Below are 22,222 nucleotides of genomic sequence, written 5' to 3' on the forward strand. Positions count from 1 at the left end.
GCCTCATTCATTCTGTTATGATGAAGGTCTACCCAAATTTGCAGAAACCGGAGGCCCTCAGGCGTCCGGTTTCTTGGTATATGATGCTGTATAGAATGGATTATTCCTAATTGCCAGTTCGAGCGCTGTGTCCTACTGCATACTGCTGCCCTCGTCGTTTTCCTTTGCAAGAACCCGCTTATAGCTTATTTATATCCCAGCTTATGCAGGTTGCGCAGGCTGATTGCAAGACTGTCAAATGGATCATTGCCATAACATTGATCCTGTTCCACCGCTCCCCATTCCACGCCCGCAGCATCACAAGCTTTTAGAATGGCAGGGTAATTCATATTGCCCTCTCCCACTTCTGCAAAGCGGCGTTCCCTGTCAGCTGTAACTGCCCAGTCCTTCAGATGCACGACTTTCATACGTCCATCGACTTTACGGATCCATTCAACCGGATCAGCGCCACCAGCCTGTACCCAATGGAGGTCTAGCTCGAAATCAAATACTTCCGGATCGGACTCTTCGAACAAAATGTCCATTCCGGTGCGTCCATCGAATTTAACAAACTCAAACTCGTGGTTATGATAAATAAATTTCAATCCGGCATCGTGCAGCTTGCGGCCAACTTCAGAGAACTCCTTCGCAAACTTCGAGTAGCCTTCCTTGCTTGTCCGGTATTCCGGCGGCAATCCGCCCAATCCTACATATTTGCAATCCCAGATTTGGTGCTTTTTAATAACTTCATCGATATTGTCAAAATCCGAATAAGGAATATGGGTCGCGCAAATCGTAAGCTGCTCCTGATCTGCAAGCGCCTTCAGTTCCTTGCTGTCAATGGGGCCTACACCGGAAACCTGAACCGAATCATAACCGATCTGTTTGACTTTTTTCAAACTAGCTGCAATATCCTCCGGTGTTTTCAAAAAATCCCTAACCGTATAAAGCTGTGCTGCAATTTTCAATGGTTATCGCTCCCTCATCTCAACTGTGAATCCCCTTCCATTTTACACGAAGTAGGAATAAACGGCTACCTTGTATTCTATCCGGACAAAAGATACGCTTATTCCTGAAGGAAGGAAATGCTCATCCCTGCACAGAAGCCTCAGGATGAAAATAAATCAAATTTGTGATAGTCGTCTAAAGAAAACAGCTGCCCTGCAACCGCCCATGGAAGATTAAGCTCAGAGAACAGCAGACCTTCTGCCGCGGCTCGACCCACATCAGCACCGATACCTGTAATTCCTGTAAACACCGTATTTCCTTCATTTCTCCGCACGAGAAAAGCATCTGAAATTGGATGCGTTTCCCCGCTCGATTCAAAAGCACCATTAACAGCAAGCACAAAATTGCGACACTGCTGAAGCGAGCTCAGAAGAACAACCGATTCATCCTGGATAGCCGCCAACGTATTCAGGTACATATTATGGACATAATCCTCATTGGCAAAGCTGCGACTGGATGGTTGCGAACTTGTGGTTCGAATATCAAGCGTATTGCTATACGTCCATACGATTTCACCCTGCGTGCCTTTAACCGTGATAGAAGGAATATTTTCGGCATCAAAGCACAAGCTGGCATAGAAATGAACGATAGCTCCACTTTGCGTACGAATCCGAAGACAAGAGGTATCCTCACCTTCAATGGCATTGGCATGATACAGCTCGGCTTGAATATCCAGCGGAGTGCTTTTTTCAGCATTTCCGCTGCCTGCAACCAGCAGGCAATTATTCAGCAAATGAGCCAACGGGTTGTTGATCGTACCGTCGAGCACGTAATTGCCCTTATGAATAAGCTTGCCTGCCCACGGTGTACGGTCATAATAGGCCTGTGTCCGCTTCCAAAGACCGACTCCCGTGACATGCTGCACATCGCCGATCTGCCCCTCCTGAATGATTCGCAGCAATTCACGGAAGGCCGCTCCTGATGTATTTTGAAAATTAACCTGACATAACGATGAAGTACCCGCTTGAGCACGCAGCATTTCATCAAGATCCTGTATCGTGACCGCTGGTGGTTTCTCGAGCATAACATGGATTCCACGTGAAAAAGCATACATCGCCATCTCTTTATGCATCGGAATTGGCGAGGCGATTACAACCAAATCCAGCTCGGGATGACGGTCCAGCATCGTTTTGTAATCGGAATAAGAAGTGCCGCCAAGCGACAGAAGCTGCTGCCAGCCCTCTGGATTCACATCGGGATTGATATCACTAAATGCTGTGACCTCCAGCATCCCTTGTCCTGACAGCTCAACCAAATGACGGATATGCACTTTACCAAATCCCCCTACCCCTATCAAGGCAGTACGAATTGCTCTCATGGTTAATTCCCTTCTTTCACACATGTATAAGACATTGGGCCGATCAACGATGTAACCCGCTGACCAGCCCGTAAACCTTGCTTAAATTCGTATTCAATAAGGATCACAGCGTCTGCAATACTACGTTTTAATAACTCTGGGCATCAACCAATCTTATTGTTAACGTCTCTTAACTTTAACGAACCTAAGCGTTAACAGCGATAAATCTATACGCTGCTAATGATTGATGTCGTTACACATGCTTCAAATAGCGTGCCTTCATCTCGGCCAGTACTTCATCGCCAGGACGATCCCATATTGCCTGATTGAAAATTTCGACCTCGATAGGGCCACGGTAGCCTGCCGCTTCAACAGCTTGACGGATACGATTCAGTTCAATCACACCGTCCCCCATCATGCCTCGGCCAAGCAGCATGTCAGGAGTAGGCACAATCCAATCGGAAACATGGAAGCCCAGAATTCTGCCGCTTGCGCGGGCAATTTGTTTGTACAGCTCAGGGTCCCACCATACATGAAACACATCAACTACAACGCCGACCTGCTGTGGCGTGAAACGCTCGGCAATCGTAGTTGCCTGGGCAAGTGTTGAAATCACGGAGCGTTCGGCTGCATACATCGGGTGCAGCGGCTCAATACCGAGCGTAACCCCACGTTCCTGCGCATAAGGCACCAGCTCATGGATCGCATCCTCGACCATTTGGCGAGCTCCATCGATATCGCGGTCCGGTGCCGGACCACACACCAACACAAGAACCTCTGCTTCAAGCTCAGCCGCTTCATCTATTGCTCTGCGGTTATCGTCGATACGAGCAGCGCGTTCGGCTGCTGTTGCTGCTGGAAACATCCCGCCGCGGCACAAGCTCGATACTTTCAAGCCTGCATCACGGACAATACGTTTACTTTCAGCAAGGCCTGCTTCCTCTACCTTATTGCGCCATAAAGCGATCCAGGGGATCTCTGCCCGAACGCAACCTTCAGCAGCTTCACGCAAGCTCCAGCTATTGGTCGTAATTTGATTTAAGCTCAAACGGTCTATGTTTGTAAAATGTTCCACATGTACCCCTCCGTCCATTGAATCTGTATCATCGGATCACTCTGTCTACTATTCAATTCCCGCTAACGCCAGTACCCGTTTCATCCGCTCCACCGCAAGCTCAGGACGCTGCAGCAATCCCGCTTGATCAGCCAATACGAACAGCTCGGACAGATGAACGATCGAGCGCGAGCCTTCTGCTCCGGCAATCATCCGGAAATGGTTCTGATGTCCATTCAGGTAAGCCATAAATACGATACCTGTTTTGTAAGCGTAGGTAGGCTTTTGGAAAATGTGTCGGGACAAAGCAATTGTCGGCTCGAATAAAGCATCATATTGTGCCAAATCTCCACGATCCAGCGCTTGCAAAGCAGACGCTGCAACCGGAGCGATTGCATCAAAAATACCAAGCAAAGCGTGACTGTAGCCTTGTTCATCGCCGCGAATCAGCTCAGGATAATTGAAGTCATCGCCTGTGTACATCACTACCCCATCAGGCAGCAAACGGCGCATTTGAATTTCTTTATCCGCATCCAGCAGCGAAATCTTGATTCCATCTACCTTATCTGCATTGGCACGAATTACGCGCAGACAAGTTTCCATCGCTTCGTTGAAATCGGAGCTGCCCCAATAACCGGCAAGCGCAGGGTCAAACATATCACCCAACCAATGCAATATGACAGGCTGCTTCGTTTGACGAAGAATACGGCCATATACCCGCTCGTAGTCATCGGGAGTTTTGGCGCAGGCTGCCAGCGCCCGGCTTGCCATCAAAATAATCTGGCCACCGCAGCCTTCCACATAACCGCACTGCTCTTCATAAGCAGCTTCAACATCTTCCAAAGTTACGTTCGGGCCAGGGGCCAAATGATCGGTTCCCGCACCGCTCGCGACTTTACCGCCAACTGCCTTGGCTTCATCTATCGATCGTTTGATCAGTTCCTGGGCCTGAATCCAGTTGAGACCCATGCCGCGCTGCGCGGTGTCCATAGCTTCCGCAACGGACAGACCCATCGACCACAAATGGCGCCGATAGGATAATGTGCTTTCCCAATCGATCGAGGGCTGGTTCAACGGATCGGTCCCTGCGAACGGATCACATACAACATGTGCGGCCGAGAACGCAATCCGCCCGTTAAATGCTCCTTGAGGTGCAAGAATCGGAGCCTTGGTACCCGCGACGTACTCGTACAAGGCACCCCCGGCTTTGGGCAATGTAAGCTTATCAGTCATGCTGCAATCTCCTCCTATCCTCTATTACAATTTCAAATCTGGTACATCCACCCATTGCCGTTCTTTCCACGATTGAAGTCCAAGGTCGGACATTTGTGTACCTTTAGCGCCCTCAAGCAGATCCCAAGGGAATGGAGTATCGATAACAAGATGCTTAAGGAACAATTCCCATTGGACCTTGAAGCCATTGTCGAAAATTTGGTTAGCAGGCACATCCACCCATTGCTCTGTGAATGCAAAAGGATTTTCAATATCAGGATTCCATACAGGCTTCGGTGTATTCACACGGTGCTGTACCTTGCAATCACGAAGACCTGCAACCGCACTGCCTTCTGTACCGTCTACTTGAATGGTCAACAGGTCATCACGGTCTACGCGTACAGCCCATGAAGAGTTGGCTTGAACCACAATGTCGCCTTCCAGCAGGAATGTGGCATACGCTGCATCATCCGCTGTAGCTGTGTAACGTTCGCCCTGCTCATCGACACGCTCAGGAATATGAGTCATACCCAGGCAAGAAATAGCTTTCACATTGCCGAACAGGTTGTCCAGCACATAACGCCAGTGAGCAAACATATCGACAATAATACCGCCGCCATCTTCCTTGCGATAGTTCCATGAAGGACGTTGTCCCGGCTGCCAATCTCCTTCAAACACCCAGTAACCGAACTCCATACGAACCGATAAAATTTTCCCGAAAAATCCGGAATCAATCAGACGTTTCAGCTTCAGCAGACCTGGAAGGAACAGCTTATCCTGAACAACACCGTTTTTAACACCAGCCTGCTTCGCCAAACGAGCAAGCTCCAGGGAACCTTCCAGACTTGTATCGGTAGGTTTTTCACAATAAATGTCTTTGCCTGCCGCGATCGCTTTCTTGATGCTTTCGGCGCGGTGTACAGTCGTTTGGGAGTCAAAATACACTTGATTCGCCGGGTCTGCCAGGCAAGCGTCCAGATCCGTGCTCCAGCGGGTAACGCCATGTTTTTCTGCCAATGCTTTGACTTTATGCTCTTGTCTGCCTACCAGAATCGGATCGGGCATAATAATATCTCCATTAGGCAATGTCACTCCGCCTTGCTGGCGAATAGCTAATATCGAACGAACAAGATGCTGATTCGTCCCCATTCTTCCTGTAACTCCGTTCATAATAATTCCTATTGTGTGTACTTTCATATAGTTGCAGCTCCTTTTCGTTCATCATGATTGTGTTCCGTTATGATTACTTTTACAGCATAGCTGTTCTATGTAGGTTCGTCTTATCAGATTGGAGTAAAATTCTCAGATATGGAAGCGTTTTTTTGCACAACGACAAAAACCCGCTCAGACGGACTGGACGGGATTTCGATGCTGCTGCCTATATTTGTTGGGGGAAAGCTTAACGTAATTTTTAAAGGTACGATAAAAAGTCGGAAGCGATTCGTAGCCAACCTCGAAGCTGATAGAAACGATATCCTTATCGGATTCTGCAAGCAGCTTCATAGCTGTGCTCATCCGCACCTCCGTCAAATACTGCAGCAGGGTCAACTGGTATTGTTCTTTGAATATATGTGCAGCGTGGCGCGAGCTGATGCCGAGCCTTTGGGCAAGCTCACCTGGCATCAACGGCTCAAAGTAGTGGGAATCGATATAGGATCGAATCCGTTCGGCCCGCAATCCATTGGCATCGGTGACTTGTGAGCTCTGCTTGGCACGGGCGAGCAGCAGCAGCACCTCCAGCAGATGAATTTGCATCGCCCATTGGCTGAGCGAGTCCTCCTGCTTCTGCTCGAACAGCAGCTTGCGCAGCAGTTGTCTCAGCTCGTTGCCGCTAACTGAATTGAGCCGCAGCAGGATGGAGCAATCGATCGTATCTGCCTTCCATCTCGATGCAAAAGCATCCTGCATCAGTGCAGCATCAAACTCCATAACGAGCAGCGTCAAATGCGAGTCCGAGGAAACGGCATGATCCGAATGCGGAAAAATAATCGCGGCACACTCCTGTTCAACCGCATGTTTGACTCCATCCAGTTGAATGGAGCCTTCCCCCTCTATCGCATACAATATTTGATAATTGCTATGGTGATGGACATTCACTTCGTAGCTTTCCCGATGCTTACTCTCGTAGAGATGAATTCCGCTCATGGTCACAATCCTTTCACCATCCGATAATCTGAAAGCATATCCTCCGTATTAATTCGATAGGCTGTCAGTTATCAATTGTTTCAATACGACCGCATCTGCCAAAAATTGCTGCGGATCATTATCACTGACAAATTCCAGCATCGCATAACGATGCCCAGGAGCTTCACGGACGATACTCACGTAATCACGCCATTCCTCCAAGCCATCCGCCAAAGGCTTACGCACACCCGGCTCCCACTGAAATACGTGAACATTGGCTAGCCATGGCAGTACTGCTCGTAAATCCTGCTGTCTCTGCTCGATGGTCAAAGCAACGGAGGGCTGCCAGTTGCAGCGTATATTCGGATGTCCGATTCCCTCCAGTAAACGAACCGTAGTCTCGCGTGTATCCGTCAGTGTATTTCCATGATATTCAAAATCGACGGTGATCCCCGCTTCCTGCGCCAGATCAGCGATTCCTGCCGCATCGGTAATTACCTTATCCCACCAGGCATCATCAGATATATCCGAGCCTTGGTCCCCTGCCCATACCCGGATCGCAGGAGCCTGCAAGGCAACCGCTGATTCCAGAACCTGATCAAAGGTCAAACCCTCTTTATTCGTGCACCCAACCCGGTAATAGGAGCCGTAGGAAGCAATCGCAATTCCTTCTGATTCTGTCCAGCCCTTCACTTCCTTGGCCCGATTCACATCACCGTGAGGCACATGAATATCTCCGCCCCATTCGATAGCCTGCAAGCCGGCCTGAGCAACAAGCTGAATAATTTCAAGCGGGGACAGCTGACGAAAAGTAACCGATAAAAGTCCTGTTTGTATCAAAATACACCCTCCAATGTGCAAATAGTGCTGCTTATCGTTTGATTCCTGTCTTGTGCAGTTTATGGTGTGCTGTCTGCATGTTATTGATCATGCCATGGTTTCCAGCATACTCAGTGTAACCTGATATTGCAAGGGAACGCCACTGAGATACCGTTCACACTCTCCGGCAGCATAGTGGCCCATTCTTGCCACCTCATTGCCCATACTCCCGGCAATATGTGGAGTCAGGATCACATTATCCAATGTCAAAAGAGCGCTGTCACGACTTACCGGCTCGGGATGAGTCACATCCAGCACAGCCGTCCGGGTCGGTTCATCGCGAAGAGCTTGTATCAAATCCTCCTCTATAAGCTGAGCGCCGCGTCCTGTATTAATTAAGGTCGCATGCGGCTGCATTTTGTCAAAATGCTGCTTATTCAGTATCCCAACAGTAGCCGGCAGGTTAGCCAGATGGTTGGAGATGACATCACAATTCGTAAAAATATCCAGCAAATCGGTTTTACGTACGCCAAGCTCGGCAGCCGCTGTATCGGACAAATAAGGATCGAATACATCAATCTGAATATGGTAGGGCCTTAGCAGCTCGATTACTTTTTTACCAATCATGCCAGCGCCGAGAATACCTACCCTTGCTGCGTAATTACCTGGATAAAGCTGAGCCACTTGTTTGGCTTCTTCATGATTGCGCTTACAGTGGAGTGCTGTTTGAAAATAACCTTTATTGGCGAGCACAATTTGCGCGGCTGTATATTCGGCAACAGGTACCGCGTTAGCAGCCCAAGTGCTGACAACAGCACAATTGCGTGACATGTATTCTCTTGCAAAGCGTTGAACGGAGCCGGCAGCATAAAATAAAACTTTTAAATTAGGCAAATAAACCTGAAGCTCATCCACTGTAAATAAGGGAAGCCCCCATGTAGAAAAAGCAATTTCCACTCCAGCAAGCTCTTCCATGTGCAGCTTGGCATTGCCAGGGTGTATCCATACGGGCTGCAATTCTACCTGCTGATTAAGCCTGTCCCTAACATTCCCATCAAATACCCGATTAATCATGGTGTTACCCTGCTCGGCCAAAAATATGGCTTTCTTTTGCATCCCCTGCATCCTCCTGACGTTCATTCCGTCTGTATGAAAGCTACTATCTATAGCCCATCATAAACCCGTTAGCAGTGAATTTCCAGCTTTTTGCACAATTCCAATATCGATCACAATAATTTATATGTTATATAAAAACATATAAATTCCATTTATATCATAACTGCTTTATAATAAAGATAAATCTTGAAAGGACGTGAACATGAATGGCAAAAGTAACAGGTTTGGATGGAATTGTTGCAGCGGAAACAGATATTGGTCATGTGGATGGAGAAAAAGGGCACTTGATCTATCGCGGATATTGGGCTAAGGAGTTGGCAGTTCATTACGAATATGAGGAAATTGCACATTTATTATGGGTGGGAAAACTCCCGGACGCCTCAGAAAAACAGCAGTTTACAGCACGTCTTGCGAGCAGCAGAGAGCTGCCCCTGACCGTCCGCAGACTGCTCGACAATATTCCCCGGGAAATGCCAATAATGAGCGTGCTTCAAACCGCAATAGCCATGCTTTCAGGAGAATTCAGCTGGCCCCCAACCCTTGAACAGGCTATTAGCTTAACTGCCGTTACTCCTACAATTATTGCGTATAGCTATCGATCCCAGCTCGGTCTGGCACCCATTGAACCTGACAGCCGGCTTAGTCATACCGCGAATTATTTATATATGCTGACTGGCAAACAGCCTGAGCCAGCTCACATAAAGGCGCTAAACGCCTATCTGATATTGGGCATGGAGCATGGGATGAATGCCTCTACCTTCGCTGCCAGGGTCGTGCTGTCCACGCAATCGGATATGGCCTCTGCTGTAAGTGCGGCTGTTGGAGCTATGAAGGGGCCGCTTCATGGTGGAGCACCTACCGAGGTGATTGCCATGCTGGATGCAATAGGTAATAAAGAGCATGCAGAAGCCTGGATCCGTCAGGCATTGGAACGGGGTGACAGGCTGATGGGCTTCGGTCATCGCATTTACAAAACCAGAGATCCAAGAGCAGAGGCACTTCGTCACGTAACCGAAGCTCTCTCCAGCAATGATCCATGGTTTGAGCTTGCGATTCATGTTGAAAAAACGGCGATAGCCCTGCTGGAAGAATACAAGCCGGGACGGCGTTTGTATACCAATGTCGAATTTTTCGCCGCATCGATCATGCGTGCCATTGCCCTTGCTGCTGAGCTGTTTACTCCCACCTTCACGGCAGCCAGAGTTGTTGGCTGGTCAGCCCATCTGCTAGAGCAGGCACAGGTCAATCGGATTTTCCGTCCACAATCGGTGTATACAGGGCCGATGCCGGGATAGAAGGTTAATCCCAGTGACAGGACGTCGAGAACGGCTGGAATTCCCTATGCCTGTCATCCCCGACGCACCATTCAGCACGCCCTATTCCGATTTTAACCGTTCGTTTGGCTTGCAAATTGTTGCTGTGCCGACCTTTTCGCAGAAATGCAAAAAACAGCCCTCCCTAAGTACGGGAAGGGCTGTTTATCAATGACTGTATCGATTTATTTGTTAAGCCTTATGGCGCTGTTACTGTATTTTGATCCAAAGTGATTCCAGTCTGAGCTAATAACCGACCTTTGATGGATGCATTCGTTTTCATCGTAATATCGGTTTTGCTCAATACAATCCCTTCAAAATGTGCTCCCGTTCCAATCGAAACGGTACCTGCTGACTGCCAAAACACATTTTTGGCTTGGGCTCCGCCAGTAAGAATAACTTTAATTCCGCTAGCTTCGGAAATTTTGCCTGCTGATTGGAAAATCCAAACATCATTGGCTCCACCATTAAGCGTAACATCGGAATTAATGTTCACATCGGTACTCCATTTGTAAATACCGCCTGCAAGTGTCCGACCGCTAATGTCTCCACTATACAGTTCCAAATAATCGGCTGGTCTTCCGGTGGCATCAACAAACGCTGTTTCCATATTGCTTATAGCTGTAGTGAGATTGCTCGGAGTCGGAGACGCGTTGTTGGCACCGAATGCTTTGCCATTAATTTGTGGCGAACGTGAAAATTCATTAGTCGCATCCGCGATAAGCGAGAATCCAGTAATAGCCGTCCAATCAATCGGGCTGACCCCTATATCTCCAGTAATCGCAGAGGTGGGAACATTGGTAATCCCTGCTTTTGACAAGATTACAAAATTGCCTGCTGTACCAAGGTTTACTATAGCAGGGCCAACTGGCGGGATGCTAACCGTCAGGGAGCCTTCAGATGCCAAGGATGTGCCTGCTGCATTTACTAAGAACAATTTATAAATACCCGCTGCTGCCGGTGCAGTAATCATAGCTGCCGTCCCATTGCCTACAAGCCTTGTCATCGTAGTCGAGGGAGTAAATGTGGTTGTACCTGCTGGCGCTAACCATGCTGTAACTCCAGCTAAGGGAGCGCTGATCGTTATGTTGACCTCAGGCAATACATTAGCTGTCGCTAAAACTGGCTGGGAAGGTGCTATTAGCGGTGTAGCTGTTGGCGTTGCACTCGCCACATTCGAATACATGCTAACTGTCTCCGTGTTGGCAGCAGTTGTTTTGAAATAATAAGTTGTCCCATTAGTTAACCCGGTTACATTATAAGTGGACGTAGTCACAGTAGCAGGGCCGCTAATTTTAGTATAAGTTGAATTATCCAGTGACTGATACAGATTATAATAAGTAGCTCCTGTTACTGACAACCAAGCTAACTGAATCTGTGTATCACTAGCAGATGCCGTGAAATTCGCTGGAGCGGAAAGAACTACGGGAGTTACCACCGAATCTCCATCAGAATCCGAATCGCTACCTGAGCCACTGCCACTGCTACTGCCACCACCACTGCCACTACCATTGCTGTTACTACCGGAATTACCGCTGCCGTTGCTTCCACTGTCGGAATTACCGCTGCCTGTATTTCCACTACTGGAGTCTGCATTGCTTTGGGAATTAGCTCCAATTACCGTAATACCTGTGTCACTTCCCAAATACATAAGCTTGTAAACCGTGCCAAGCGTTTGCATACTTGTCGTTAATACAACTACATTGGAGGTGCCTGCCTTTAATTCAGCTCTCGTCGTCTCTAAATTATTATCAAAAGTGAAATCATTCATCGCCACTTTAGTTACAGGTGAAGTAAAGGTGACTTCTATCGTTGAATTGTTGATTGCTATTACTGAACTAACTTTTGGGCTATTATTCACAAGCTCCTTCGCTCTATTAATGAAGGTGTTTTTGTTATGCATGAACTCATATGCCATACGAGCTACGGCTTGTCTCTCCGAATTATCCTTAGGGCTGAATCTAATCGTTCCATCCGGATTATCGATCCCTAAGGTGAAGCCTGTTTTAAAAGCCAAAGACACATATGGTTGTGCCCAGCTCGATACTGTGGCCAGATCAGATAGCTTGGCATCGACCGCTACTTTGCCTGTTGTTTCCTCAAGGCCTAATGCACGAATGAAGAAAATCGCAAGCTCTTCTCTCGTTACTTTGGCTTCAGGGGCAAACGTTGTAGCTGAGGTTCCCTGTGTAATATTGGAGGCAACCAAAGCGCCAACAAAACCTCGGTACCAGCTATCCTTGTCTACATCCGTGAACGCCGCTGCTTGCTCTGGATTCTCTTTCAATCCACTCGACAACACGATAATTTTGGATAACTCGGCGCGGGTAATGGTTTTACGTGGCTGAAAGCTTCCATCCTCATACCCACTGATAATCCCATTATCCACTAAATTATTAATTTCTTTTTGTGCATATGAATCAACAATGTCGGTCAATTGTACAGGTGATTGTACGGCTGCGGATCCGATTGCTGAAGTTAATGAAAATACTAACATGCTCACCAGTAAAAAAGATGAAAATAGCTTTTTGAATGATCTGTTCGTCATGTTTCTGCTCCTTCTGTTGCTTGCTTTTTTTAAAATAAACATCACTTAACAAAAATCGGGAAGCTATAGTCATACTTCCGTCTATCTCCTTTAACCAGTATTAGGTCTTTCGAACCTTTTTTATCTCATTTACTTTAAGAATCGACATAAATTTCTCCGTCGGCACTGATTGTTTGAGTATCAGCTTATATTGGGGGTGAACGCAGAAAAACGGCAGAGCTCATTCACCCCACCGTTCTCTTATTCGTACTTTATACTTCTATTGCACATCCAATCCCTGTGCCTCCAAATAAGCTTTAATCTGCATTCGCGTCGGCGTCATCAGCTTATTTTTCATATCCTCGGACCAGGTACCGCTACGCTTACCAGCGGTTCGTTTGCTGATATAATCCTTCATCGTTTGATCGTATTTCAGTATCTGCTCCAGCATGTCGTCTGTCTGATACGTATTGTGATGGAGGATGGCTTGCAGTGGCAGACGCGGCTTTTGACCTGGGTCTTGATCCGGGTAGCCTATGCACATGCCAAAAATCGGACTTGTATATTTGGGAAGTCGGAGAAGCTTGGAGACGTCTTCAATATGATTACGAATGCCTCCTATATACACGATGCCCAGACCGAGAGACTCGGCTGCAATAGCGGCATTTTGGGCTGCCAAGGCAACATCGACAGTGGCGACAATCCAATTCTCTGCCGTACCCAAGTAAGCCTTATCCGCATTTTCATAAATCTCATAGGCTGTACGCAAACGGTGCAGGTCAGCGCACCATACGAGGAAAACCGGACTGTTCCGCACATGCAGCTGCTTGCCTGTCCACTCAGAGATCTGCCCGCGCATTGCTTCATCTGTCACATGAATGATACTGTAGGCTTGTACATGGCTAGAGCTAGAAGCCCATTGCGCAGCGGTAACGATTGTCTCCAGCTGCTCCTGCGTAACCGGTTGATTCGTAAATTTGCGAATGGATTGATGGCTTGTCAAAAGCCTGATGGTTTCATTCATCTTATCTTCTCCTCCTGTCAGTTCGTAACACAGGCAGCAATTTGTATACAATATTATAGGAGCTGTTGCACGTTGATTGCAAGGCAAAGGCGTCGCCACAACCGGTTAGCTCTGCGGGATTGCTTGTCACTCGGCAGGTAGCGTACAAAGCTGCGGTCAGGGTGATTTCCTTCACTATGTAAGTGGGATAACGATGTAAAATGCTGCCTAAACTCCATCGAAAGGCCCCTTTGTATAAAGCGTGTGTTGAATAAGGGGCCTTTCTAATAGGGCCATTGACATCAGCACGTCAGCTAATGGCAGCCGAGTCAGCTCTGGATTGCTGCCTCAAAAATTCAAAATGGCCACTACCTGATTTATCTGCGAAAGCCACGAAGAATAATAACGAGCAGGATATACAGAACCAGAATAGCACCGAAGGACATTCCTCCAGCTGGCTTGCAATGATGATGATGATGATGCTTTTTGGGTTCATAGATGTTAATTTCTTCAAAGCTGGCATGCACTGTGACCGGAGCTGCTTGATTGGCAGGCATGGACGGCATCGGATTCATGGATGCAGGTGATACATAAGGCATTTGCATGTTGGGCATTTGTGCGTTGGACATTGACATTGGATATCTTTCCATTCGGGGACACCTCCATAATGTGTAGGGCGCGTTACTAGTGAACACACCATCAGTCTATGGAGATTTACCTATGGGAAACACGGTATTCACCTATATGAATAAAAATAGACGGCTGCCCTTAATCGGACAACCGTCTATACGTGTTAACATTCACCCCGGACAAACCGCAGCTTCAACTCCTGCGGATGATCGCCGAAACCGGCTCCAAACAGGTTCAATCCGCGGCAATTTTCAGCGTCCGCACGAACCTCCAGCCTTACCTTGATCGGTCGGTTGTAATGAAGATCAAGCTCGGCAAGCGTCATGTCCGAGCACTTGATTCCGTTAATACAGCTCTCCGTCTCCGAAACGCTCCACTCGGTCAGCATGCCGTACTGCGTGCAGCCGAACTGGAGGTTCTGTGAAAGCTTCCCCTTCCTGTCGCCATAATCCCCCTCGCAGGTCCAAGTGCCGATCTGCTTACCGTTGATGCTCAGCGTAATATCCGACGGCCATTCCTGATTGTAGCCAGCTGCCTCCGAGCAGAGCTCAGCGCTGATCAGCAGCTTATGCAGCGGCACACCGCCAGGAAGCGGATTGGCAAATACATATTCTACATGTCCCGCCTCACTAAACCAGAGCAAATTGGCCTTGGTCCGCTCCGGCATATAGAATGCACGCGGATCATCCGGACAGCCGATGGCACCTTCCATACCATGCAGCCCACAGGGCGGCTGAATGGCGCAATCTGTATAAAGGCCGATTGGCATCGAAATCTCTTCAATTTGCTGCAAGCCTTCTCCCGGTCGCCGCGGCAGCTCGAACAGGAGCGCATCCAGAACACGGGAGCATATCTTCTCACGGCTGCCGCCACTTGTTGACGAGCTAATGAGACCGGCCTGCTCCAGATTTTGCACATTAATGGAAACGGTGGGCTGGGCGACACCCAACTCCTCAACCAGCTGCGAAATACTTTTTGGCCGTTCGCCCAAGGCTTCCAAAATACGCAGCCGTAAATCCCCTGACAGCGCCTTGGCTACCTCCTGGATTTGATTCGCAGGTATACGTCTTACCGTATCGATTTGTTCTTCAGCCATTTTCATCCATCCCTTTTTACTTAACATTGTAAATTCATAATGTACATTGTGTAATTCAAATATTTTTATTGCGTTTATATAATATACATTGTATATTCTGTATATCAAATAATCAATGAAAGGTTGTGTACATGTGACAACACTTACAAAAGAGGTACTTATCAGACCCGAATATCCAAGACCAGATTGGCAGCGAACCGATTGGCTTAATTTGAATGGGGATTGGGACTTCGGTTTTGACAACGATAATCAGGGGCTAGTTGGACGTTGGCATGATGGGTATGCCGGAGCCTTGAACAGAACGATAATCGTGCCTTTTTCCTGGGCCTCCCCGTTGTCCGGTATTGGCGAGAATGTACAGGGAATCGCTTGGTACCGGCGTACCGTCCGTTGGACACCTGAAGCCAAGAACTCCCGCTTGTTTCTTCGGTTCGGTGCTGTTGATTATGAATGTCAGGTATGGGTGAATCAGACTCTGGTAGGCAGCCATCGTGGCGGCTATGGAACCTTCGAGCTGGAAGTCAGCAGCGCCTGGAAGTCTGATCAAGAGAACGTGATCGTCATTCGCGTTGAAGACCAGGACGAAGCTTACCAAACCAGAGGCAAACAGGGCTACGGAGAAATCCGCGGGCTATGGCAGACAGTGTGGATCGAAGCAAGGCCGGAGCAATATGTAGACCGTGTTCAATTCCTTACCGAGCTGGACGGTACGGTTACCGTGAAGGGTGTTGTTCAGGCTGCCGCTGCGCAAGAAGCCACACTAAGCTTTGACTTTGACGGGGGTACAGTGTCCCACTCGTTGAGGCTGCAGCTTCAGCCGGGGGAACAAGCTTTTGAAACCGTTTTTCAAGTGGAGCAGCCTCGGCTTTGGAGTCCGAATGAGCCTCATTTGTATGAAGGTACGATTAAACTGGAGACCCATGATACTGATCAGACTGGCGGAGCTGATTGTGTGCAAACCTACTTCGGTATTCGTACGATAGGTACTGTGCTGCCTGAGGGCTTAAAGTCACGCTGGATCACACTTAACGACAAACCGATATTTCTGAACGGGACTCTGGATCAATCGTTCCATCCAACAGGCTTCTTTACCTATCCGACTGATGATATGATGCGTGATGAAATTTATCGTTTAAAGCGTCTCGGCTTGAATTTTGTGCGTATTCATATTAAGCCAGAGGAGCCACGCAAGCTGTACTGGGCGGACAAACTCGGTATGCTTGTTATGGAGGATATGCCTTGCTTCTGGGGAACTCCCGACGAACAAGCCAAAAATGCTTACCTGCCGGAAGCGCTTGAAACTATCCAACGGGACTGGAACCACCCTTCGATCATTTCCTGGGTCGTTTTTAATGAAAGCTGGGGATTGCTCCACAAATCCAAAGAGGACACAGGTAAAGTCACTTCCATCTATCTACCTGAAACACAGGAATGGGTCAAGCAGGTGTATGAGTGGGCCAAAGTTATCGACCCCTCACGATTGATCGAGGATAACTCTCCATGCCGTTATGATCATGTGAAAAGTGACTTGAATACTTGGCACTTCTACCTTAATGGCTACCAATTGCTGCGTGACCATGTTGAAGAGGCCGCCAACAGCACTTATCCTGGCTCTACCTGGAATTATATTGACGGACATCAGCAATCGGATGCGCCGCTCATGAACAGTGAATGCGGAGCCGTGTGGGGCATTGAAGGCAGCGCCGGTGACAGCGACCTCGGTTGGCATTATCGATATATGTTGAATGAATTCCGTAGGCACGAAAATATATGCGGCTTCATATTCACCGAGTTCAAGGATGTAACGAATGAATTCAACGGTTATTACCGAATCGATGATACTGATAAAGATTTCGGTTACGGCGGATTTTGTGAAGGCATGAGCTTGCGTGATCTCCACCAGCCCGACTTTATCGTCATCGATGCACCACCGTGCACGACCGTTATCAGCGGTCAGCAGGTCAGCATTCCGCTCTCCGTATCCAGCTTCGCTGATACGTACCAGGGACAAGACATGCAGCTATCGTGGAAGCTGTGGTACGACCATCTCGGGGAAAAGAAGGTAGCAGCCCAAGGTACTGAAGCCATTAGCTGGAGCAAATATGGCACAACAGTGCTGAATCCGCTTGAGCTGTACATGCCGGAGAACGATGCGGTAGCTGTACTTGTCGTGGAGCTCAAAGATCCAACACGTGCCTCAAGCCATTCGATTGCGCGTAATTTTATTACCTTCGATGTTCGCAGCCAGACTGCTCAGGGACTGTTTGAGCTGGAAGGTCAATGGCTTCAGGTCGAGCCGGCAAGCTTCTCGAAGCAGCAGTGGGATTATGCCTGGCAGGCACTTCAGCATAACAAAGTGAACGGGAGCGGCACGAACGGCGGTTATTTTGAATACGAAATCGATATTTCCAGCCTGACGGCCGATCATCCATTTGGAGATCTAGATCTGTATGTTGAAGCCGGTGCCAAGCAGCTGTTAGACAAGGACCAAAAGCTGATCGATGACCCTTCCATCGATATTTCATATATGCACGGCAAGAAGGCGGACCCTGGCATGAACGCCAATTCCTATTATATGACCGATGCCCTTAAGCATCCAAGCAGGGTTAATGTTTACGTCGACAACATCCAGATCGAGCAATTGCAGCTTCCAGATGATCCGGCTGACAGTCGTGGCGTGCTATCGTGGCATTATCAGACTGATGACCGCAAGCTCGATGAAGCTGGCTCCTACGGCTACCTGCAGCACATCCAGATTCCGAGCCGGCTCACACCCGAGATTATCGCCAAGGGCTCGTTCACGCTTAAACTGGAGGTGCCAGCGGATCTGCCTGATGGTTCCGGCGGCTTATGTCTATATGGACGCAATGCGGGAAGATATCCGATAGATATTCTCGTTCGCTATAAGTAATTTCCAACAATCTCACCCGTATAACCTGAATAGTACGCTTGAAGGACTGCTTCGGAAGTGGCATAATAGAAGAATCCCGTATTCAGGATACATTGACGCATACAGAACTTATGAGCTATGTAAGCGTTTAAGTAAAGGTGAGGAGTGTTGTGTAATGGAAAAACCGACTGGTGTTCCACTGGATTTGCTGGATCCCATTCTGAAGAACGTGATTAACGTTTCCGAGGTATCACGGACTGAGAAGCTTTCCGAGATATTGGATTCTTATGCAAACAAGCAAAATAATGACATCTACACGATTCAAAATACAGACAATAAACAGGCCCGCGGCATTGTTGTCGATTTGGACTATTTCTTGGAATTAATTTATTTCAAACGGCTGGTTGAGGAATCAGCAGCTGTGAGTGTAGACACGGCTGCGTTGGATAGCTTTAAGAAAACAGCCACAGCCAAAGTCGATGAAGCTGCGGATAAGCTGGAGCCAACTCATGACGATTTGGCAGATATTATGAAAATTGCAGAAATTGAGCTTTAACCACAATGATGAGTCAGCTGATGAAACCAGGGGACTGCCAAGCGGCAGTCCCTTTATATTTTCCTCATTTGTTCGGCTTTCCGTCTGGCTTTTGGTTTAATAGTGAAAATAAAAGCTCCTTCATCACCGCTCATACAAGCGATAACGAAAGAGCTTATACCATCGACTAGTGCTACACGTGCGGGTTATTGTCCCGCTCGTAACCAATAGTTGTCTTTACACCATGACCTGGATATACCACGGTCTCATCCGGCAGCTTGAACAGCTTGCCATGTATCGAATCGAGCAGCTCCTCCGATCGGCCTCCAGGCAGATCGGTACGCCCAACCGACAAACGGAACAGCACATCGCCACCGAACAAATACCAGCCCTCGGATTCAGAGCCGATCAAAAAGCTGACACTGCCCGGAGAATGCCCCGGCGTATGCAGTACCTTGATCTCCAGACCGATCAGTTTCAATACCTGTCCTTGATCCAATGCAAATTCGGCTGGATCCGTCTGGATCGGTCCGCCAAGCTCGGGATATTTCGTAGATCCATTCAGCTTCGGATTCGTCAGCCAGTCTGCCTCTGCATCATGCAGATAGACGGGGCTGCCCTTCAGCTTGCGAATCTCATCGACACCGCCGATATGATCAAAATGGGCATGCGTAAGTAAAATGGCTTCAAGCTGCAAGTCGCCAATCCGCTTCAGAAGCGGCTTCGGATTCATGCCGGGATCGATAATTATCGCCTTGCCTTCAATGGGTCTCGAAAGCAGGTAGGCATTTGTCCCAATAGGCCCAAGCGAGAACGCCTCAATCTTCAAACCTTCAATGCTCATATAACGCCCGCCTTAAAACGAAGAAAGCAGGTCGCGCAGTTCTTTGACGATAACGGTTTGATAACCGGTGCCTTCTCCGTACTGACGACCCATTTCCTGGCGCGCCACCTGAATTTTCTCATTATAATCCGCAGCATTACGATCCGGGTTTTCCTTTTTGAACTGCGTCATAACGGATTGTACATGCGCCGGACGAGGTCCCCAATGCCCAAGTACATGACCGCTGAAATCGGTGAAAATAATAATCGGAACAGCTTCCCCACCACCTGTCAAAAATTGCGCCATCACATCCGGATGCTCTTCCTTGATCAGTACCTCAGTCGGTACACCGGAAATTTCCAGTGCGCGGAACACGACTGGCACGTTACGTACCACGTCACCGCACCAATCAGCGATCAATGCGAGGCAGCGCAGGTCATCACGATTGTTCAAGGATTCGAAAAATTCCTTATCGTCCTCGTTTTCCCATGTAAAAGCTTCGTACCACTCCACAAATTTTTCTTGATTTTTCGTCATACCATCAATAAATTGCTGCGGCTTCAAGCCAGTGCGAAGCTTGCTTTCCAGGTTTGTACTCATGATTCCTAAAACCTCCTTATGGGCTGCTATCCTTTTTATTTTAACGAGAAACCACTGCGAAAACAAACTCTTCTTTTGAGAACATCCTGAATAATCAAAAAATGACCGGCAAATGACATAAAGTGACAACCGTCAGCACAGGTTTTGCGATATCGCTACACCTGCGTAATCTATAACGACAGTTTTTTTCCCAGACTTGGCTCTGATTCCCACTACTGGAGCAGGGGCGACTAAAGCCTCAGGCAAATCATCAAAAAAATGTCCGCTGTTGCCCCAGGCAATATACGTATCACCTACAAATTCATCCCTCTGCACTGTGCATCTGCTCTTCTCGTATTGAGACAGAATATAGCCCAGAAAATTCTCAAAGCTCTCACTAATAACAAACAGCTGTTGCTCGTCACGTCCATAATTAATCAACTGCCCGTAAGTGCCTTCAGGTCCGGGTGAAAAGTCCAGGCCCAGATAGTTACCTCCACCGTCATGCGCAATCGGAAACCAATCCGGATGAAAGGACACCTCTTTGATTTTGTTGGATTCATATGAAATCACATCGGACTGCAAATTGCTGCTATAGAATCGATTATGGTTCCAATGGATCCGCATATTGTCTATTGACAAGCCTTCAAGTCCCATATAAATCCCACCCAGACCCTTATCGCCATCATGAATAGCATAAAATTGCTTGAATGCTTCAGGAAAGTGATAACCCGTTACCGCTTCCAAATGGTCGATAGCTTCCGGGGCAGCCGGTCCATTCAGTCTATGCGGAAGATCGGGAACATAGGCCTGCAGCCTTGTGAAAAATGTACATGTCATCGTAAATACCTCCATAATGGTTACTCGTATTCAGTCTTATGTATGCTTATCTACACGCTTATCCACTCTCGCAATACGCCCGATGTTGTTTAGCTCCTATTAGCACTATTAAACTAAAACTCGCAGCTATAATCCGAATAAGCCGCAACGATCTGATTAAGTTGACATAACAAAAACCCCATTCTAATAAGAACGAGGCTTAATGCAGTTCGCTGTATTTCGTATAATGGCTGTATTCGCTATTTTAAGCGCTGCGTTTACGATTCCGGGTTAATACTTTAAAAATAATATACAAAAGAATAAGAATAATGCCCGAGATAATCAAAGGTCTCATATACGGTGCTGCAATCTCATTGATTTGCTCCCAGTTCGAGCCCAGTGTACGACCTAGATAAACGAATAAAATGGCCCATGGAATCGTTCCAAGCATCGTGTACAAAATAAATTGCAGCATCGGCATCCGCGCCATACCTGCGGGAATGGAGATCGCCTGCCGTACAACCGGGATAAATCTGGCAGTGAACACCATTCCCGCTCCATATTTGTTGAACCATTTTTCTGCCATGTCAATGAAATGCGGCTTAAGCAGCAGATATTTGCCGTATTTCTCAACAAAGGGTCTGCCCCCATACCGCCCGATCCAATACAGGATAATCTGCTGAAGGACACAACCGATCGTTCCAAATACGATGGCCCAAAAGAACGATACCCTTCCTTGTGAAACCAGATATCCGCCAAAGGACAGTACAAGCTCGCTTGGAATCACCTCAAGCATCAATCCGAGTAAAATCCCCCATACACCCAGACTCTCAATAAATACTAAAGCGCTATGAATTAATTCTTTTAGCATCCTCTTCCAGCCTCTTCCTCTCTACTCCGGAATAACTCCGCCTAATCATCTTTTTCATTCTAACATACTTGCGGGCCATCGAACCAGCTTGTATGCTGCATCGCAGTTTTATGTCAGGCACAGTTTCGCTTGGGGCCTCCTCCGCATAATCTAATACAGGAAGGAGCGAAGCCTCATGGTGAAGCCGTTGAATAATAATGTCAAACATGATCAGGACTATCCCACCGCACGCAAAATAAGACGTTCCTGCAATCGCGAGATGTTTCGGACACGCAAAAAGCTCGGGCAGTATATTGGACCCGAGCTGGTGAAGCAGGCTGACGATCTTTATTTTAAAAAAGTAATTTTGAATTTGCCATGGATTGTGGCAAACGGCAGCAACCGAAGAGTGCTCTCCGATTGGTGGGAAGAGCACGTGGCTCCAGAGATTGCAGAGCTATGGAAGGTAGACCTTGTCGTATTGTCCAAGGCGTTCCGCGACTCATTCGGTGGATAGATCCAGCTTGCTGATCAACAGATCACAATAA

21 protein-coding genes are annotated in these 22,222 nt (G+C 47.8%); 5 read left to right on the plus strand and 16 right to left on the minus strand.

Annotated features, from left to right (window positions below; all coding sequences use genetic code 11):
* Nucleotides 1–185: 185 nt before the first annotated feature.
* From NST47_RS33680 to NST47_RS33715, 8 genes are all read right to left on the minus strand, one after another.
* Nucleotides 186–947, minus strand: coding sequence for a sugar phosphate isomerase/epimerase family protein (locus NST47_RS33680; protein WP_341159016.1), 762 nt, complete (start codon nt 945–947; stop codon nt 186–188).
* 140 nt (nt 948–1,087) lie between these two features.
* Nucleotides 1,088–2,305: a Gfo/Idh/MocA family protein gene (locus NST47_RS33685; RefSeq protein ID WP_341159017.1), complete on the minus strand. Its 1,218-nt coding sequence runs from the start codon at nt 2,303–2,305 to the stop codon at nt 1,088–1,090.
* Nucleotides 2,306–2,537: 232 nt separating this feature from the next.
* Complete coding sequence (locus NST47_RS33690) at nt 2,538–3,359, minus strand: sugar phosphate isomerase/epimerase family protein (protein WP_341159018.1); 822 nt, start codon at nt 3,357–3,359, stop codon at nt 2,538–2,540.
* Nucleotides 3,360–3,407: 48 nt separating this feature from the next.
* The gene (locus tag NST47_RS33695; RefSeq protein ID WP_341159019.1) at nt 3,408–4,571 is read right to left on the minus strand and encodes a dihydrodipicolinate synthase family protein; all 1,164 of its coding nucleotides are present in this window, start codon (nt 4,569–4,571) and stop codon (nt 3,408–3,410) included.
* A 24-nt stretch (nt 4,572–4,595) separates the two neighbouring features.
* Nucleotides 4,596–5,747, minus strand: a complete 1,152-nt coding sequence (locus NST47_RS33700) for a Gfo/Idh/MocA family protein (RefSeq protein ID WP_076229869.1) — start codon at nt 5,745–5,747, stop codon at nt 4,596–4,598.
* Between the two features lie 147 nt (nt 5,748–5,894).
* On the minus strand, nt 5,895–6,695 hold the full coding sequence (locus NST47_RS33705; RefSeq protein ID WP_341159020.1) for an AraC family transcriptional regulator: 801 nt from the start codon (nt 6,693–6,695) through the stop codon (nt 5,895–5,897).
* 48 nt (nt 6,696–6,743) lie between these two features.
* Entirely contained in the window at nt 6,744–7,514 is a 771-nt protein-coding gene (locus tag NST47_RS33710) for a sugar phosphate isomerase/epimerase family protein (RefSeq protein WP_341159021.1), read from the minus strand.
* A gap of 87 nt (nt 7,515–7,601) precedes the next feature.
* Nucleotides 7,602–8,609 carry a hydroxyacid dehydrogenase gene (locus NST47_RS33715; RefSeq protein WP_341159022.1) on the minus strand — a complete coding sequence of 336 codons (1,008 nt, stop codon included), beginning with the start codon at nt 8,607–8,609 and terminating at the stop codon, nt 7,602–7,604.
* A gap of 206 nt (nt 8,610–8,815) precedes the next feature.
* Here NST47_RS33715 and NST47_RS33720 point away from each other — a divergent pair, with 206 nt between their 5' ends.
* Both NST47_RS33720 and NST47_RS33725 read left to right on the plus strand, forming a co-directional pair.
* Nucleotides 8,816–9,904, plus strand: coding sequence for a citrate synthase/methylcitrate synthase (locus NST47_RS33720; protein ID WP_341159023.1), 1,089 nt, complete (start codon nt 8,816–8,818; stop codon nt 9,902–9,904).
* Nucleotides 9,905–9,917: 13 nt separating this feature from the next.
* Nucleotides 9,918–10,097, plus strand: coding sequence for a hypothetical protein (locus NST47_RS33725; protein WP_341159024.1), 180 nt, complete (start codon nt 9,918–9,920; stop codon nt 10,095–10,097).
* 24 nt (nt 10,098–10,121) lie between these two features.
* Here the strand turns inward: NST47_RS33725 and NST47_RS33730 are convergent, their stop codons facing one another.
* The 4 genes from NST47_RS33730 to NST47_RS33745 all read right to left on the minus strand — a co-directional run bounded on the left by NST47_RS33730 (nt 10,122) and on the right by NST47_RS33745 (nt 15,178).
* Nucleotides 10,122–12,470: an ice-binding family protein gene (locus NST47_RS33730; protein WP_341159025.1), complete on the minus strand. Its 2,349-nt coding sequence runs from the start codon at nt 12,468–12,470 to the stop codon at nt 10,122–10,124.
* 259 nt (nt 12,471–12,729) lie between these two features.
* Nucleotides 12,730–13,473, minus strand: a complete 744-nt coding sequence (gene nfsA, locus NST47_RS33735) for an oxygen-insensitive NADPH nitroreductase (protein WP_341159026.1) — start codon at nt 13,471–13,473, stop codon at nt 12,730–12,732.
* A 356-nt stretch (nt 13,474–13,829) separates the two neighbouring features.
* The gene (locus NST47_RS33740; protein ID WP_341159027.1) at nt 13,830–14,102 is read right to left on the minus strand and encodes a hypothetical protein; all 273 of its coding nucleotides are present in this window, start codon (nt 14,100–14,102) and stop codon (nt 13,830–13,832) included.
* A 143-nt stretch (nt 14,103–14,245) separates the two neighbouring features.
* Nucleotides 14,246–15,178, minus strand: coding sequence for an ArsR/SmtB family transcription factor (locus NST47_RS33745; RefSeq protein WP_341159028.1), 933 nt, complete (start codon nt 15,176–15,178; stop codon nt 14,246–14,248).
* Nucleotides 15,179–15,311: 133 nt separating this feature from the next.
* Here NST47_RS33745 and NST47_RS33750 point away from each other — a divergent pair, with 133 nt between their 5' ends.
* Together NST47_RS33750 and NST47_RS33755 are read left to right on the plus strand one after the other, a co-directional pair.
* Complete coding sequence (locus NST47_RS33750) at nt 15,312–18,089, plus strand: glycoside hydrolase family 2 protein (protein ID WP_341159029.1); 2,778 nt, start codon at nt 15,312–15,314, stop codon at nt 18,087–18,089.
* A 154-nt stretch (nt 18,090–18,243) separates the two neighbouring features.
* Nucleotides 18,244–18,624 carry a hypothetical protein gene (locus NST47_RS33755; protein WP_341159030.1) on the plus strand — a complete coding sequence of 127 codons (381 nt, stop codon included), beginning with the start codon at nt 18,244–18,246 and terminating at the stop codon, nt 18,622–18,624.
* A gap of 172 nt (nt 18,625–18,796) precedes the next feature.
* Here NST47_RS33755 and NST47_RS33760 read toward each other — a convergent pair whose 3' ends face one another.
* The 4 genes from NST47_RS33760 to NST47_RS33775 all read right to left on the minus strand — a co-directional run bounded on the left by NST47_RS33760 (nt 18,797) and on the right by NST47_RS33775 (nt 21,695).
* Nucleotides 18,797–19,447 carry an MBL fold metallo-hydrolase gene (locus tag NST47_RS33760; protein ID WP_341159031.1) on the minus strand — a complete coding sequence of 217 codons (651 nt, stop codon included), beginning with the start codon at nt 19,445–19,447 and terminating at the stop codon, nt 18,797–18,799.
* A gap of 12 nt (nt 19,448–19,459) precedes the next feature.
* Nucleotides 19,460–20,026, minus strand: a complete 567-nt coding sequence (locus NST47_RS33765; RefSeq protein ID WP_076229857.1) for a thioredoxin family protein — start codon at nt 20,024–20,026, stop codon at nt 19,460–19,462.
* 132 nt (nt 20,027–20,158) lie between these two features.
* Nucleotides 20,159–20,845: an SMI1/KNR4 family protein gene (locus NST47_RS33770; protein ID WP_341159032.1), complete on the minus strand. Its 687-nt coding sequence runs from the start codon at nt 20,843–20,845 to the stop codon at nt 20,159–20,161.
* A gap of 244 nt (nt 20,846–21,089) precedes the next feature.
* Entirely contained in the window at nt 21,090–21,695 is a 606-nt protein-coding gene (locus NST47_RS33775; RefSeq protein ID WP_341159033.1) for a DedA family protein, read from the minus strand.
* Nucleotides 21,696–21,870: 175 nt separating this feature from the next.
* On the opposite strand from NST47_RS33775, the gene NST47_RS33780 reads away from it, so the two are divergent.
* Nucleotides 21,871–22,191, plus strand: a complete 321-nt coding sequence (locus NST47_RS33780) for a dehydrogenase (RefSeq protein ID WP_341159034.1) — start codon at nt 21,871–21,873, stop codon at nt 22,189–22,191.
* The last annotated feature ends 31 nt before the right edge of the window (nt 22,192–22,222 follow it).

It is taken from the genome of Paenibacillus sp. FSL H8-0034 (assembly GCF_038000305.1).
Lineage (GTDB): Bacteria > Bacillota > Bacilli > Paenibacillales > NBRC-103111 > Paenibacillus_S.